The 12859-nt window shown below is 34.0% G+C and carries 15 protein-coding genes; 6 read left to right on the top strand and 9 right to left on the bottom strand.

Annotated features, from left to right (window positions below):
* Nucleotides 1-46: 46 nt before the first annotated feature.
* The 5 genes from ACN6NE_RS19445 to ACN6NE_RS19425 form a co-directional block, all read right to left on the bottom strand.
* A complete protein-coding gene (locus ACN6NE_RS19445) occupies nt 47-2635 on the bottom strand; it encodes a Spaf_1101 family AAA-like ATPase (RefSeq protein ID WP_474326703.1) in 2589 nt (862 codons plus the stop codon).
* A 479-nt stretch (nt 2636-3114) separates the two neighbouring features.
* Nucleotides 3115-3267 carry a hypothetical protein gene (locus ACN6NE_RS19440; protein WP_427599253.1) on the bottom strand — a complete coding sequence of 51 codons (153 nt, stop codon included), beginning with the start codon at nt 3265-3267 and terminating at the stop codon, nt 3115-3117.
* Nucleotides 3268-3280: 13 nt separating this feature from the next.
* Nucleotides 3281-4072, bottom strand: a complete 792-nt coding sequence (locus ACN6NE_RS19435) for a hypothetical protein (RefSeq protein ID WP_474326700.1) — start codon at nt 4070-4072, stop codon at nt 3281-3283.
* Between the two features lie 135 nt (nt 4073-4207).
* Nucleotides 4208-4639: a branched-chain amino acid ABC transporter substrate-binding protein gene (locus tag ACN6NE_RS19430; RefSeq protein ID WP_328262111.1), complete on the bottom strand. Its 432-nt coding sequence runs from the start codon at nt 4637-4639 to the stop codon at nt 4208-4210.
* Entirely contained in the window at nt 4640-4843 is a 204-nt protein-coding gene (locus ACN6NE_RS19425; protein WP_088568044.1) for a helix-turn-helix transcriptional regulator, read from the bottom strand. It abuts the gene before it with no gap.
* A 191-nt stretch (nt 4844-5034) separates the two neighbouring features.
* Here ACN6NE_RS19425 and ACN6NE_RS19420 point away from each other — a divergent pair, with 191 nt between their 5' ends.
* Complete coding sequence (locus ACN6NE_RS19420; RefSeq protein ID WP_474326696.1) at nt 5035-5346, top strand: VOC family protein; 312 nt, start codon at nt 5035-5037, stop codon at nt 5344-5346.
* Nucleotides 5347-5380: 34 nt separating this feature from the next.
* On the opposite strand, the gene ACN6NE_RS19415 is transcribed toward ACN6NE_RS19420, so the two are convergent.
* The 3 genes from ACN6NE_RS19415 to ACN6NE_RS19405 all read right to left on the bottom strand — a co-directional run bounded on the left by ACN6NE_RS19415 (nt 5381) and on the right by ACN6NE_RS19405 (nt 7700).
* A complete protein-coding gene (locus ACN6NE_RS19415) occupies nt 5381-5662 on the bottom strand; it encodes an AbrB/MazE/SpoVT family DNA-binding domain-containing protein (RefSeq protein WP_474326693.1) in 282 nt (93 codons plus the stop codon).
* Nucleotides 5663-5781: 119 nt separating this feature from the next.
* The gene (locus ACN6NE_RS19410; RefSeq protein WP_164798451.1) at nt 5782-6567 is read right to left on the bottom strand and encodes a YibE/F family protein; all 786 of its coding nucleotides are present in this window, start codon (nt 6565-6567) and stop codon (nt 5782-5784) included.
* The gene (locus ACN6NE_RS19405) at nt 6564-7700 is read right to left on the bottom strand and encodes a YibE/F family protein (protein ID WP_474326755.1); all 1137 of its coding nucleotides are present in this window, start codon (nt 7698-7700) and stop codon (nt 6564-6566) included. Before ACN6NE_RS19405 ends, ACN6NE_RS19410 begins: the two co-directional genes overlap by 4 nt.
* 488 nt (nt 7701-8188) lie before the next feature.
* On the opposite strand from ACN6NE_RS19405, the gene ACN6NE_RS19400 reads away from it, so the two are divergent.
* From ACN6NE_RS19400 to ACN6NE_RS19380, 5 genes are all read left to right on the top strand, one after another.
* A complete protein-coding gene (locus tag ACN6NE_RS19400) occupies nt 8189-8398 on the top strand; it encodes an alpha/beta-type small acid-soluble spore protein (protein ID WP_047934289.1) in 210 nt (69 codons plus the stop codon).
* 731 nt (nt 8399-9129) lie between these two features.
* Nucleotides 9130-9429, top strand: a complete 300-nt coding sequence (locus ACN6NE_RS19395; RefSeq protein ID WP_474326689.1) for a hypothetical protein — start codon at nt 9130-9132, stop codon at nt 9427-9429.
* A gap of 11 nt (nt 9430-9440) precedes the next feature.
* The gene (locus ACN6NE_RS19390; RefSeq protein WP_474326686.1) at nt 9441-10574 is read left to right on the top strand and encodes an FtsK/SpoIIIE domain-containing protein; all 1134 of its coding nucleotides are present in this window, start codon (nt 9441-9443) and stop codon (nt 10572-10574) included.
* On the top strand, nt 10571-11266 hold the full coding sequence (locus ACN6NE_RS19385; protein ID WP_474326683.1) for a hypothetical protein: 696 nt from the start codon (nt 10571-10573) through the stop codon (nt 11264-11266). The genes ACN6NE_RS19390 and ACN6NE_RS19385 overlap by 4 nt, the downstream gene beginning before the upstream one ends.
* Before the next feature lie 102 nt (nt 11267-11368).
* The gene (locus tag ACN6NE_RS19380; RefSeq protein WP_336122871.1) at nt 11369-11605 is read left to right on the top strand and encodes a hypothetical protein; all 237 of its coding nucleotides are present in this window, start codon (nt 11369-11371) and stop codon (nt 11603-11605) included.
* A gap of 544 nt (nt 11606-12149) precedes the next feature.
* Here the strand turns inward: ACN6NE_RS19380 and ACN6NE_RS19375 are convergent.
* Nucleotides 12150-12859, bottom strand: a 710-nt coding sequence (locus tag ACN6NE_RS19375) for a pyridoxal-phosphate dependent enzyme (RefSeq protein ID WP_474326680.1), incomplete at its 5' end; no start/stop codon positions are given.

The raw sequence follows: 12859 nt of genomic DNA, 5'->3' as shown, positions 1-12859 counted from the left end.
GTTAATTTTTTCTATTCAATAGTTAATAAATATAAATCTTAACTTATTAGTGCTTAACATTTGTTAATTCATTTAAGAATAAAGTATAGGTCCCCATTTTATGGTTGAAAGATTCTATACCACCTTCTAAAGTATTGATTATAAGGCGAGTTATTCTTTTATCCGTTGGATATCCTTTGTTCTCAACCCACCCCCTATTGCCATCCGAGTTGAGGACAATAACCTGTTCAGTATCTGAATTAGTTACAATTGTTGAATTATGGGTGACTACAATAACTTGACGGTTATTTTTTATTTTTTTCAAGCTAGTTACAAGGTTTTTATATATATATTGATTATCTAAATTGTCTTCTGGTTGATCTATAATTAGTGGAGTATTATCCTTAACAAAATATCCGTAATTGAATACAAAAAATAAAATAGCTGCAACTTTTTGTCCCAAGGACATTTCTTTTATATTTTTCATTAAAGGTTTTTCTTGTAACGAATTTTCTTTTAAGTTGATGTTAAAGTTTAAAGTGAAATCATCCATAATCTTAAACCAGTTAATTAAACTGTTTTCTAAGAAATACCTTTTTCGGATCAATTCACTTTTTATTTCCTCATAAATAGCTCTAATATTATTATGATCTATTTTTTTAAATTCTCTTTCTATAACAGAATACCCGTCTCTTTTATACTCTCCTTTTGTAAGGTTTACAAAGGAAGCTATATTTATTTGAGTTTCAATCTCTTTATATTTAGAAGAAAAGAGTAACTGTAAAAAATCAATATAGCCTAATTTATTAGACGCACTTTGAATAAAACTTGCAACATCATCCCAAGTTAATTCTGTTTTTAGAATGTGACCTTTACTACTTATATTCTCTAAAAGTTCCTTAAGATATAAATCGCTAAACTTTGCATTAGGTGCGTAGACTATTTCTAAATGATTCTTATATTCCTCATTAAATTTCTTTAAAGAAGATTTCAAGTCAGACTCTCTTGTATTCATTGTGTCAATAATTCGGTTCGCATTTTCTTTGATATACTTTGACAAGTTTCTACGTTTATCTCTAATGTTACTAATATAAGTATCTATCGTTTGGTTATTAATACTGGATAATATAGAGGCCTTAATAAATTCTCCCTCTTGGCTATTCTCGATCTGATTTATTATTCTATTTACGGAATATCCTCTTTTATAAAAACGTGTCAAAGTTTTATGAGCATTATTATAATTAATTTTTTCAATTTTATCTTTATCTATTCTAAATAATTGAATCCAGTTTTGACTTAATTCATATTTTCCCGTAGTTTCACTCTTCTTTATTGCCTTATCATGAAAGACATTTTCAATGTAATAATGCTTATCTTTATCCTTTACTTGAGGAACAAACTCTAGGATATAGTTTTGACTATTCATAAAAAAAAGTATATACATTCTCTCATGCTTGGAAAGCATCTCTAATGCTTGTATATTTTGAGTTTCAAGTGTGAACGCTGTTTCTATTATATTAAGAATGGTACTCTTTCCTGTACCTCTTCCACCAATTATGCAATTTAAATCTCTTGAAAAGTCAATGAAGAAATCCTTATCATTTTTAGAAGGGTCCTGTCCTAGAAATCCTTCTTTTCCAGGGTATATCAACAAACCTTTAATGAACTTATCGGATTTTTCAGGTTTCTCAGTATATATATTTATTTTATGATCGTTAAAGGCTTTTCGCAAAGAAGAGAAATCAATTCTACTGAATTTTACCCATGTGTTCTTTTTTCCTATTGTGTCTATTGCATGTGAATCTCCCTCGTGTATTATTCCATACCTTTCAAAATTGTTCTTGTCATAATCTTTAAGTTTTTTGTAGACTCGTTGTCGAACATTTTCGTTTAGTTCAGTTAGGCCAAATACATTTAGAGATTTTGATGAAAACAAAGTTTTATTGTAAGTTAAGGTTCCTATAAAATTCGATGAGTTGAGATGCGCTATATATGTTATTGCCTCTAAATTTTTACTTGCAATTATGTCAATAACAGCTTGGCTAGTGTGGTACGTTCCTCCACTCTCGGAACTTATAATTTCGTCCAGTAAACTGTTTACCTGACGCTCGTTATTTTCATTAAAGATAGCAATTAAATGATTTCTTTCTGAACATGATATTTCTACTCCAAGAAAAATTCTTACACATTGCTTGGTGCGACTATACTTTTTAAGTCTTATTTTAAAATATTCATCTACGGCGTAATTTAATTTTTTATAACCTTTAACCGTGTTGTGATCACATACTACAGCTACTTCAATGTCACTTTCATATAATTTATGTGCTACTAGCATATAAGAAAAATATTCTTTAAAACTTGTGAAGGGCTTGTTTTCTTTAGAAAGCTCCTCACTGTATTTTTCACTTTCATAGAATTCAAGATTACTCATTAGCTGCTCTTTCACAGTAGAATTTATGTAATTAACCTCTTCAGCAATGTTAATGATATCCCTTGTACTTAACTGAGAATATGAAGAGTTTTTGTAGAAATTATAGTCATATGAGGCTGGCGTATGTAAGTGAAATTCACACTTTTTTAATGTTCCATATTTTCTTCGAGAGGTATTCATTCTCTCATATATTTTCTGAATATAATCATGTTTATTATTTTCCATATAAGTACACCCACTAATTTAAAATATAATATGATTAATGCCATTATCATTACTCAAAAATGGATTTAATCCAAAATTTTGTATTACCATTATATTATATTTAGAGTTAATAAATCTTGAGATAAAGACAAATAATTGTAATTTTATTTGTTATCACTTTATTTCTAACTAAACATTTAATATTAAACATCTGGAAAATAATAGTGTTTGCAAAAGTATACCTTTACGAACAAAAATGAAATTCAATTAGCGAACGCTTTTCAGCGTTCGAAAAAGTATAAAAACACTATACGAACGACTTTATATTGACACACCACTTTTACGAACGTTTTTAAATAATATCATTTCATATATAGGTGGTTTTAAGTTGGAAAATATATATGGTATTTTCATGTATCTATGGTATACCCGGTGCTCCAAGGGTATAATTTTTTGAATAAAAAAAGAACCAGTTAACATCTGGTTCTTTCTGCTCAAAATTATTGATTCATTTGCTTATATATCTCTTCAGGAGCTACAGAATGTTTTCTAGCCACTATACCTACTGCTTTATCTTTAGTAAGTCCTCTAGCAATAAGAATAAACACCTCTCCGACAATTTCTAACCAGTATAATATTTTCGCTTTATCCATTTACCTATCCCCCCTATTGAGTATCCTTCTTTTTAGCAGCTTTAGGATCTAAAATATCAAACTCTAATCGTTTTTGTTGCCCTAAATCATCCATGCTATCAGTTAAATAAGGTGGGTCTATAACAAACTTTACTTTTTTAATATCTGCTTTCTCATTCTTTAACACATACCAAATCTGTCCTTCTTTTTTAACTTTCCCCAGCATATCTCCACCGGTTTCATTGGACATCCAAGAGTCGGCATCTACTTGTTCTCCTGTATCAGTTGTCATAACTGAACTATCTGGGAAAAAAGAGACATCTTGTTCAGAGGTATTTTCAATTTTCACAGTCATAATAACAGCACGCACCCGGTCGCGATCATCAAAAAAGGAAGCTACATCGCTATTCGGAATAATGTCGGCTACTGTGACGTTTTCAATCGTCATGTTAACAGGACCAAATTTCACAGGTTTTAACGGATTATCAGTCCCATCAATACCAACTTCATCATTGTAACCAAACCCATAGTCTCTAGTACCTCCAAAATCATCACGATATTTGAACCCTTCCTTTTTCTCTGCTTCCGTCAAAAAATTTTCTGCTGGACCATAAGCATCCTCATTATTTGCTGTTTCTTCTTGTTCAGGCGTTCCGGTGGCTTCTTCTTTCTTTTTCACTGCGCTGTTTTCAGTACCTTCTGTAACTGTTTGTTTTGTTTCATCAGCCTTCGACTCGTCACCATTAGTGGTAGCAGTATCCTTACTGCTACATGCTCCCAAAGCCAAAAATACAGTACATAAAAGCAACAAACATATTTTTTTCATAAAATCCCCCTATGTTACTTTTTTCACCAAACCCTTAACTCGATTATAGATTGTAATAATTATTCTTGTAACAATTTATGGATAAAAAATAAAAAAGACTAGGCTTCTACCTAGTCCGTGTAAATATTTATAGACTTATTCTTCTTCATCTTTAGAACGTTTTTTTATTAAAAAATAACCAAATGAAAAAGTTCCTAAAAAACATATGAATATAACTAGACCGATTATAACACTATCAGCCAAGCTAGTATTAGACGTTATTTTTGTTAGTAAGCCAAAGATAACTCCGACAGCTAAACAACATAATACTAGTAAGTAATAAGGCATTTTTCTAATTTGTTTCTCATTTTCGTATGAGTCAACAGAAATACTTAAGTTCAAATACCCTAATATAACACTAGTAAGTATTAAGACTAACCATAAAGGGTTATCGGTAATATGATTAAACCCCTTAGTAATCCCATCGTATAGTAAAATTCCTACCAGTGCCAAAGTTTGAAAAGCAAACGCAAAACGAATATTTTTTAAATTTTTAATAACAAGCCTTTCGTCTGTTATTACTTTCATTTAAATTTCCTCCCGATCAACCCAAAAAATTTCATTTAGGTTTTTATTAACTGCATAACATATTTCTAAGCAAAGTTTTAATGTAGGATTATATTTGCCTTTTTCAATTAAACTAATGGTTTGACGAGTAACACCAACTTTTTCAGCTAATTGATGCTGGGTTAAATCAGCCTGTACACGAAATATCTTTACATTGTTCTTCAATATAAACCAATTCCTTCCTAATTTAAGTGTAACATATACATTACATTATTCAATATATATATTACATTGTGCTCAAATTGAATTTATCTACTACGATTTATAGGTACCTTATTCTTTAAAAACCAGAATCTAACCTGTATCTAATGTATCATTAATATAAAAGCAGATTTATGTATAAAAGGGGAAAGTATATGAAGTTTAATAAACTAATACTAGAACTATCAGTAAAAGATATAACCAGATCAAAAGAATTTTATTTAGAAATTCTTGAACTTCAACTTATATATGAGCGCGTAACAGAAAAATTCGCATTTATTTCACTTGATGGAGCTCAAATAATGATTGAAGAATGTAATGGTCATTGGCAAACTTGGGAACTTAAACATCCATATGGTCGAGGAATCAGACAAAAACGCTATCCCTTGGCGCTCAAGGGATGGCGTAACATCAAAATTTACGTTTATGCATTTATTTTATCGTTTAGGAAGTTTTTTACACTTTGACAAATAAGTCTTACTTAATAAAAAACTTCATCAATTAAGCCTTCATACCATATCTAAATTCAATCTCATGCTTTAGAATCTCCGCACCGCCTGGGCTTAATATGATCCCTTTTGCATATTCTCGATTCTGCGGGCTCACTTGGCCTGTGATAATGCATTCATTGTAAGGCTTATACTTTTGCAAAATAATTTGATTATCGTCTACAAAAATTTCTACAGGATCTTTTTCCTGGATAGAAAGAACTTTTCTTAATTCTTTTAGAATAACGACACGACTTAACTCATCTATCTTTCTTACAATACCTGTACTCTTCATCGTCCATCTTCCTTCCTATTTATTCGCTTATTAAAGTTTGAGATGGAAGGTTCAATCGGTTAATAATATGAGTAAAACCCTCTTCGTATCATTCGAAGAGGTTTTTTTGTTTCTTCTATTTAGTTCTCCTTGCTTTCTTTCAATGCTTTTTCTCTCGCTTTCACAGAAAAATAGGTATTGATCCAAGCTGTAATCGGAATAATGAGAGCTACTCCAATCCCCGCAAAGAAAATGGTCATCATTTCCGCACCAAAGATTTTGGAGTTCACGATCGCACCGATGGAATAATGTAAATCCTTAAACCAGATGAGAAGTGCGAGATAGCCTCCAAAAAAGGCAAAGAACAGCGTGTTCGTATCAGTGCCAAGAATATCCTTTCCGATCCTCATTCCGGACAAGAATAAGTCTTTTCTGCTGATTGAAGGGTGATGCTTCATTGTTTCGCCCATTGATGAAGTGATTGATATGGCAACCTCCGTAATCGCACCGATTGTACTGATGATCATGACAGAAGCTCCTATTTTAACAAAATCAATGCCTACAAAAAGGGAGAAGACAGCAAGCTCTTCAGTCTCTTCTTCACCGTACCCTTGAATCATAGATACGTTCACGATCACCTCAATTAATACAATCAAAAGAACAATCGTGACAATTGTAGAAAGAAAAGCAGTTCCTGTTTTTCGATCTACGTTATTAATGAAAAAGAGATTAATACAACTAATGATTGCACACGAAATTAAAGTGATGATGACTGGATTCATTTGCGGGCCGAGCATAAGAAAAATGGTAAACATAAGCACACCAAAGTTCAAAAACAAAGATATAAAAGAGCGCATTCCTCTATATCCGCCAATTAAAATCATTAAAACAAGTAGGATCAGTGACAGGATGACTAATGCATTCATATTCTTTTCCTCTTTTGGTTAATAAAATAGATAGATGTGTACACGGCGATTGGGATGGTTAGCATAATACCAATTCCTCCTGCCAGTGCACGTGCAATCTCTAAAGAAAGATTCATGGAAAGGGTAAACCCTAATGGTGAAGCATTCTTTAAATACAGAATCATGGACGGAATGGATCCCGCCGCATAAACAAAAAACAAGATGTTGGTTAATGCGCCCATGACGTCTCTCCCAATGTCCATTCCTGATTTTCGAAGTACCGTTAAGCTTATCTTTTTATTCTTTTCATAAAGCCCAAAGAGGGAAGAGGAAATGGTGATTGAAACATCCATGACCGCCCCTAATGATCCAATCAACAAGCCAGCCACAAAGACAATTTCATACGGACGAGTCAAAAATTGCATTCCTTCATATCTTAATCCGTTTCCATTTGTAAAATGGACCACGGCATACATAACTCCTAACGTTAGGAAGATGCCCAGCAGTGTGGATGTGATCGAAGCGTACGTCATTTCATTTACACCATTGAGGAGCAGCAACGAAATGACTGTAAACAAGATGACCAATATACTGCAGATGAAAACTAAGCTTTTGTATGAACTGTTCACGTAAATATCCAATGCGAAGGACATCAGAGCAGCATTAACCACCAAGCTGATTAAGGCAAGGAATCCCCGTTCCTTACCGACAAAAAGGAGCGTGAAGATGAAAAGCCATCCGACAAGCAGAACGTACTTGTCTCGCTTGGCATTCTTAATGGATCCGGTTAAGTGCTTTTCTTTTGAATGTTTATCAATTATAACGAAGATTTCATTACCGGGTTTATACTTTTGATCATAAGCGCCAGATGAGGAGTACTCATTTTCTAAATAAATAACTTTCCCTTTGTCTTTGCCGTTTTTTATTTCGGCTTTGATACTTTGTTTATAGGTTTGGTCCTTATTGTTATGCTGATCGGTCACTTTCTCTTTACTTTGCAAATGGGTGCTCAACACTTCAGCGATCGGCTGCTTGTAGAATGAGCTATTATGATTCACAAAAATGATGGAGAGGACAAAACAAAACACGATAAGGGAATAAACCACCCATTGTTTTCTAGACATCTTTTTCAATTTATTAATGATCATTTTAATCTCGAATTCCTCCGTTCGGAAGGGGTCTGTTCTATACTCATCAGAATTGTTATAGCCTATATTTACTTAGTGAAAAAAGAGAGAACAATGCATTGTATCATGGATGAAGGGTCGAAACAAAATTTTATAAGATTGATAGCTTTAAAAAAGGGAACAGAATTTCTTTAGCGAAAGTACAGTAAGGGATTCCACCACATGCCCATCAAGCTAACAACGTAAATGACTAAATACGAAAAGATCCTTGTCTCAAAACTAACGAGTGATGGAACGATAGGCATGCCAAAGAAACTTATTAAAACGCAATTTTTTCGCTAGGCAGCTTGTCTATGCTTCACCGTCGTTGCATACAAACTAAGATAGAAAATAAGTTTGTATACTCAATATAAGATTTATAAAACCCACATTTTCGTTATATTTTTTTATTTTATGAATAACTAATTCTCTTTCTACACATATTAACGTTATCACAAATGAAGGAGATGGATAAAATGGCAAACAATAAAAATAGCAACACAAATGAATTATTAGTATATGGTGCTCAACAAGCAATCGACCAAATGAAATATGAAATTGCTAGTGAGTTTGGTGTTAACCTAGGGCCTGACGCAACTGCTCGTGCAAACGGATCTGTAGGTGGAGAGATTACAAAACGTCTGGTACAAATGGCTGAGCAACAACTTGGCGGCGGACGCTTCTAAAATAGTCTTATAATAGTGACTAAGGGAAGAAGGAACATCGTTCTTCTCTTTTCTATAATTTAAATAACAAAAGACATGTGCATAATATGAGAAAGCCTCCATCAATATTGATGGAGGCTTTTTCAGTAGAACATAACTTTTTTGCCCTTGTGAGACCTTACCTTTATGTATCCCGGTTTATTTCATTAAACCTAAACCATTTGCAGTAGCCATACAAACTATCGAAGTCTGCTTTAGCTCTGTACTCATCATATACCACCTTAACAGATAATAAAAATAAGGTATAAATATTAACACAATATACTCTTTAATTTCTTGCTGATCCTCAGATCCATTCCCCCCATCCTCTGAAACAATTCTAACTTGCCGTCCTTTCTGTATTAAATATTCGTAACTAGGACAGGCATTAGCATATAAAAAACCATCACTTCTTACATAATTAGCTAACCTTTACCTACTTCGTTAAGGGTTCTTTGTTATTTTTGGATTGGACAGGCAAGCTTACCGCAGTAGCTACATAGTATCTAAAGAATTGTAACTCCATTCGCTAATCAGTATCTGGTTCAGTATCGTTACCTCGGTTATACAAGCTGTATACGCCTAGCGAGGCCCTTGATGGAATCTGTAAGGGAGCTGAGCCGAAGAGGCGAAGGGGGCGACCGGATGCGTTGAGCTGAAATAAATGAGACATGAAAAGCGAAAAAATAAAAAAAATGAAAGTAGGTACCAACATGAGAAAAACAACAGAATTAACCTTTCGAAATATCTTCCCCTTAACCCTCAAATTAGCTCTTACGAGACCTCGTCCCTTCAAGGCTTATTCCTTTGTCCCTTTTAGTCCATTTGCTATGCTTGACCCCACTATTCTGACTCTAGGAGGCATTGTCTTAGGGATTGCGATCATCGAACGAATATTAGAACGGTGGGGTGTGATTGATCTGGTCGATCAGTTTTCAAAGATAATGCGCTTTATTTTGCCTGTCACCTTTTATGGGGCCTTATTTTACTTTTTTGCGACATTTATGTTTTGAGGAGGGTTTTTATGTTTGAAAAACTAAAATTGCGTGGTCAATTAATTAAAGCGTTTCGTACAGCAGAAATTTATAGGGTCATAAAGCATGGGGATCGTACCTCCTACCAATTTCCTAAAATTCATAAGATCGATCACCAGAATAACTATACTCGGTATGCCTTTTCTTTACTTAATGGCATTGATCCTGAACTTTTAAATAAAAAAAGATGGGCATTACGACAAGTATTAGGCAGCAATATTGAAGTGAATGGCAGCTTAAAGAACTTTAGTATTACCGTTCATCACAAAAGCCTACCTAAGGTGCTTAATTATAGTTATGAAGGTATTCATTCTTATATTGAAAAAATGGAGCTTCCGATATGCATTGGTCAAGATATCTATGGAAGTCCCGTTTCATGGGATTTTGCTGATTTAGAAACCTTATTGATATCTGGCGAAATTGGAGCTGGAAAAAGCAGCCTGATGCGTGTGATCCTCACAACATGGGTGAAATATACGTCGTCTGATGATCTGCGATTAGTATTAGTCGATCTCAAACGAGCTGATTTAGGGCTGTTTCATGGGATTGAGCATGTAGATGCGCTTTGCTTTGAAGCAAAGGATATGAGAAAACCTTTTGCTTTATTGCGAGCTGAAATGTATCGAAGAGGTGATTTATTGTTAGAGCATGGTGTGACACACATCAGCAGGCTACCTTTTAAGCTGCCTCGTATCGTTGTAGTAATTGATGAAATGTCCATAGTGAAGAGAGAAACGGATCTCGTAGAGATGATTCAACAGTTTGCGAGTCAAGGTCGTGCGCTAGGTGTTCATACGATTATTGCCATGCAGCGTCCAGATGCCGATTTGTTGAATTCAGCACTAAAAGCAAACTTGCGGGTTCGGATCTCTGGAAGGCAGGCCGATGCGATAAATGCAAAAGTAGCTGGAGTAATCGGTGCCGAAGAAATCGATGCCGCAGCCAGGGGACGCATGAAAATTAAAATTGATGAGGTCAAAGAGTTTCAAGCCTATTTCTTAGATGAAGGAGCTTGTAAGGAAATACTTTCACCTTATAAAACGCTCGTGAAAGATCCTGAACCAGAACTAGAAGTGGTATCACAGTCCATCTTTGGGTTATTAGAGAAGGAGGAGCAGCGATGAGTTTCCGTTTATCTCAACGTGATAAAGACATCATAGCGTTTATTAATCAATTTAGAGCCGTGGATCGTGACTCTTTAGTTGACCTCTTCTTTAAACAGCTTAAATCGCCTATAAATGCATGCAATAGTGTGATGGTACGTTTATATCGATTAGAACTAATTGAACGTACACAGCAGTATTCTCCGACTGTCTACTTACCTGTGGATGCCAAGATCAAAAAGAACTCTCAAAAAATATTACACTTCCTTTCTATCTTGGATGTCTATAAGCAAATGTGTACGTATAGTGTACCTAAACAGGTCATTGTGGAAGATAAGCCTACCGGACGAAAAGGAGGAATTGAACCGGATCTGTTTTGTATTTTTAAAGGATCTCCGTTTTGGATTGAAATTCAACGTAATCAGTATTCGGAGCAGAAAATGCAAGCGAAGATCAATTTCTATGAGGAGTTTTTCTTTTCAGATGAATGGAAATCCTTGCACTGGCAACCAGAAGAACGGGCACCTATCTTCCCTTCTGTCATTTTGATTACACCTGTTCGTTATGCTGTTAATTCTGACCATATCCGCATTATACAAGTAGCCAGTATTCATGAACTTATGGAGAAATACAAGAGTTCAGCAAACTCTCAAAAAGAAGCAAGAACAAAAACAGCTCATTCTTCTGGTGGGATTAGAATTAACTTAACATAAGCTAACATAAGCTATTCTAGGGTATGCAAAATTTCTAATTCAGTTATTATTAAAGATACGGTAAAATATTACAAAAGATAGGTTTTACGGAGGATACTTATTTTGTTAATCGTAATTAGAAATTCTTTAATAATAGCTGTTTGTCTTTATTTAGCAAGTGTTTTTCTCCCTGAAGTAATGAATGTAAATGAGACTGTTGCAAAATATTTATTTGTAATACCAGTTGGCATTTGGGGTATTAAATCAAAAAATAAATGGTGGATTAATCTTATTTCTTTTCTTTTAGCTCTTATTATTCTAATTTTTTCTTTGGATTTCTTACCCGAAAGCATGCTGTAAAAGATAAAAGTAAAAAGCTATCTCGTAGAATGAGATAGCTTTTTATTAGGACTGCTAATTATAAAGTACCAAAATATAACCGCAAGTAAACAATAGCACATTTTTGCCATAAGGACTAATTGCTAGGTAAACTATCATATGTATAAAAGGTAGTCTTTGTATACGCCTTTTCTTCACATACACTTAGAGAGATCACCGTCATATTAAAGGTGTATAAAAGACTGTATATCCGATTAAAGGCACCCACGAGAGAACCCTTTTCCTGTAAGGGTTCTTTTGTTTTCTTGCTTCCTTTAAGAGTGTTTATGTAAACTAGGGATGAATATAATATACACTTATAGCTAAGCTATTAAATTTAATTTATTGTAAGATTAAAAGAAGTGAATTTGTAGATCGTTATAGGTTTAGTATTCTCAAAGAAGAGTTTATTAGAGGTTAGTACCGATAAGCCGTTTTATGTTAACTAAGATTATATATGGTATACAGCATAAAAAGGGAAACCTCCTGACAAAGTAACAGGAGGTTTCTGAACTATTACAAGGATTTATATATAGCTTTGAATAGTTTTGTAATCTAAGGAAATTGCTTGTAGTGTATTTTTAAAAGCTGCGGCCATATTATCTTCAGAATGATATTCCTTTAAAGCATCAGTATCTTTTAAAATATTCCCTGTTAGAATGCATAATGCGGTCTCATCCTTATCAATCTTTTTCTCATCAACTAGCTTTTTCAACCCGGCAACTGTAGCTGCAGAGGCTGGCTCACATCCGATCCCACTTCTATCTATAATAGCTTTTGCATTAAGAATTTCAGTGTCTGATACTGAAGCTGTAATTCCATCTGTTTCTTTTAAAGCATGTTTGGCCTTCTTCCAGCTTGGTGGATTTCCAATATTCAATGCAGAAGCTCTGGTGTATGGAGATCCATTAGGTATAAGTTCTTTCATTTTCTGATCTATCATTTGGTGAAATGGACTCGCCCCTTCTGCCTGTACAATTGCAATCCTTGGTAGTTTGTTTATGAATCCAAGCTTCAATAAATCCTGTAATCCTTTACCTAATGCTGTTGCGTTACTTAAAGCTCCACCAGGTACAACAATCCAATCTGGTAGGTTCCAATTTAGGTAGTGAGCAATCTCATAAATAATGCTTTTTTGACCTTCTATTCTAAACGGATTAATTGAATTACAAACATATAAACCTAAATCTTCACTATATTTCTCTAAAAATTCAATCCCATCATCATACGTTCCAG

The sequence above is a fragment of the Priestia sp. 53B2 genome (assembly GCF_056099005.1).
This window is presented reverse-complemented; position numbering and strand designations above follow the sequence as displayed.

Excerpts from the sequence above, each read along its gene's own strand:
- ACN6NE_RS19445 (WP_474326703.1), bottom strand. The coding sequence starts at position 2,635 with ATGGAAAATAATAAACATGATTATATTCAGAAAATATATGAGAGAATG.
- ACN6NE_RS19440 (WP_427599253.1), bottom strand. The coding sequence starts at position 3,267 with ATGGATAAAGCGAAAATATTATACTGGTTAGAAATTGTCGGAGAGGTG.
- ACN6NE_RS19435 (WP_474326700.1), bottom strand. The coding sequence starts at position 4,072 with ATGAAAAAAATATGTTTGTTGCTTTTATGTACTGTATTTTTGGCTTTG.
- ACN6NE_RS19430 (WP_328262111.1), bottom strand. The coding sequence starts at position 4,639 with ATGAAAGTAATAACAGACGAAAGGCTTGTTATTAAAAATTTAAAAAAT.
- ACN6NE_RS19420 (WP_474326696.1), top strand. The coding sequence starts at position 5,035 with ATGAAGTTTAATAAACTAATACTAGAACTATCAGTAAAAGATATAACC.
- ACN6NE_RS19415 (WP_474326693.1), bottom strand. The coding sequence starts at position 5,662 with ATGAAGAGTACAGGTATTGTAAGAAAGATAGATGAGTTAAGTCGTGTC.
- ACN6NE_RS19410 (WP_164798451.1), bottom strand. The coding sequence starts at position 6,567 with ATGAATGCATTAGTCATCCTGTCACTGATCCTACTTGTTTTAATGATT.
- ACN6NE_RS19400 (WP_047934289.1), top strand. The coding sequence starts at position 8,189 with ATGGCAAACAATAAAAATAGCAACACAAATGAATTATTAGTATATGGT.
- ACN6NE_RS19395 (WP_474326689.1), top strand. The coding sequence starts at position 9,130 with ATGAGAAAAACAACAGAATTAACCTTTCGAAATATCTTCCCCTTAACC.
- ACN6NE_RS19390 (WP_474326686.1), top strand. The coding sequence starts at position 9,441 with ATGTTTGAAAAACTAAAATTGCGTGGTCAATTAATTAAAGCGTTTCGT.
- ACN6NE_RS19385 (WP_474326683.1), top strand. The coding sequence starts at position 10,571 with ATGAGTTTCCGTTTATCTCAACGTGATAAAGACATCATAGCGTTTATT.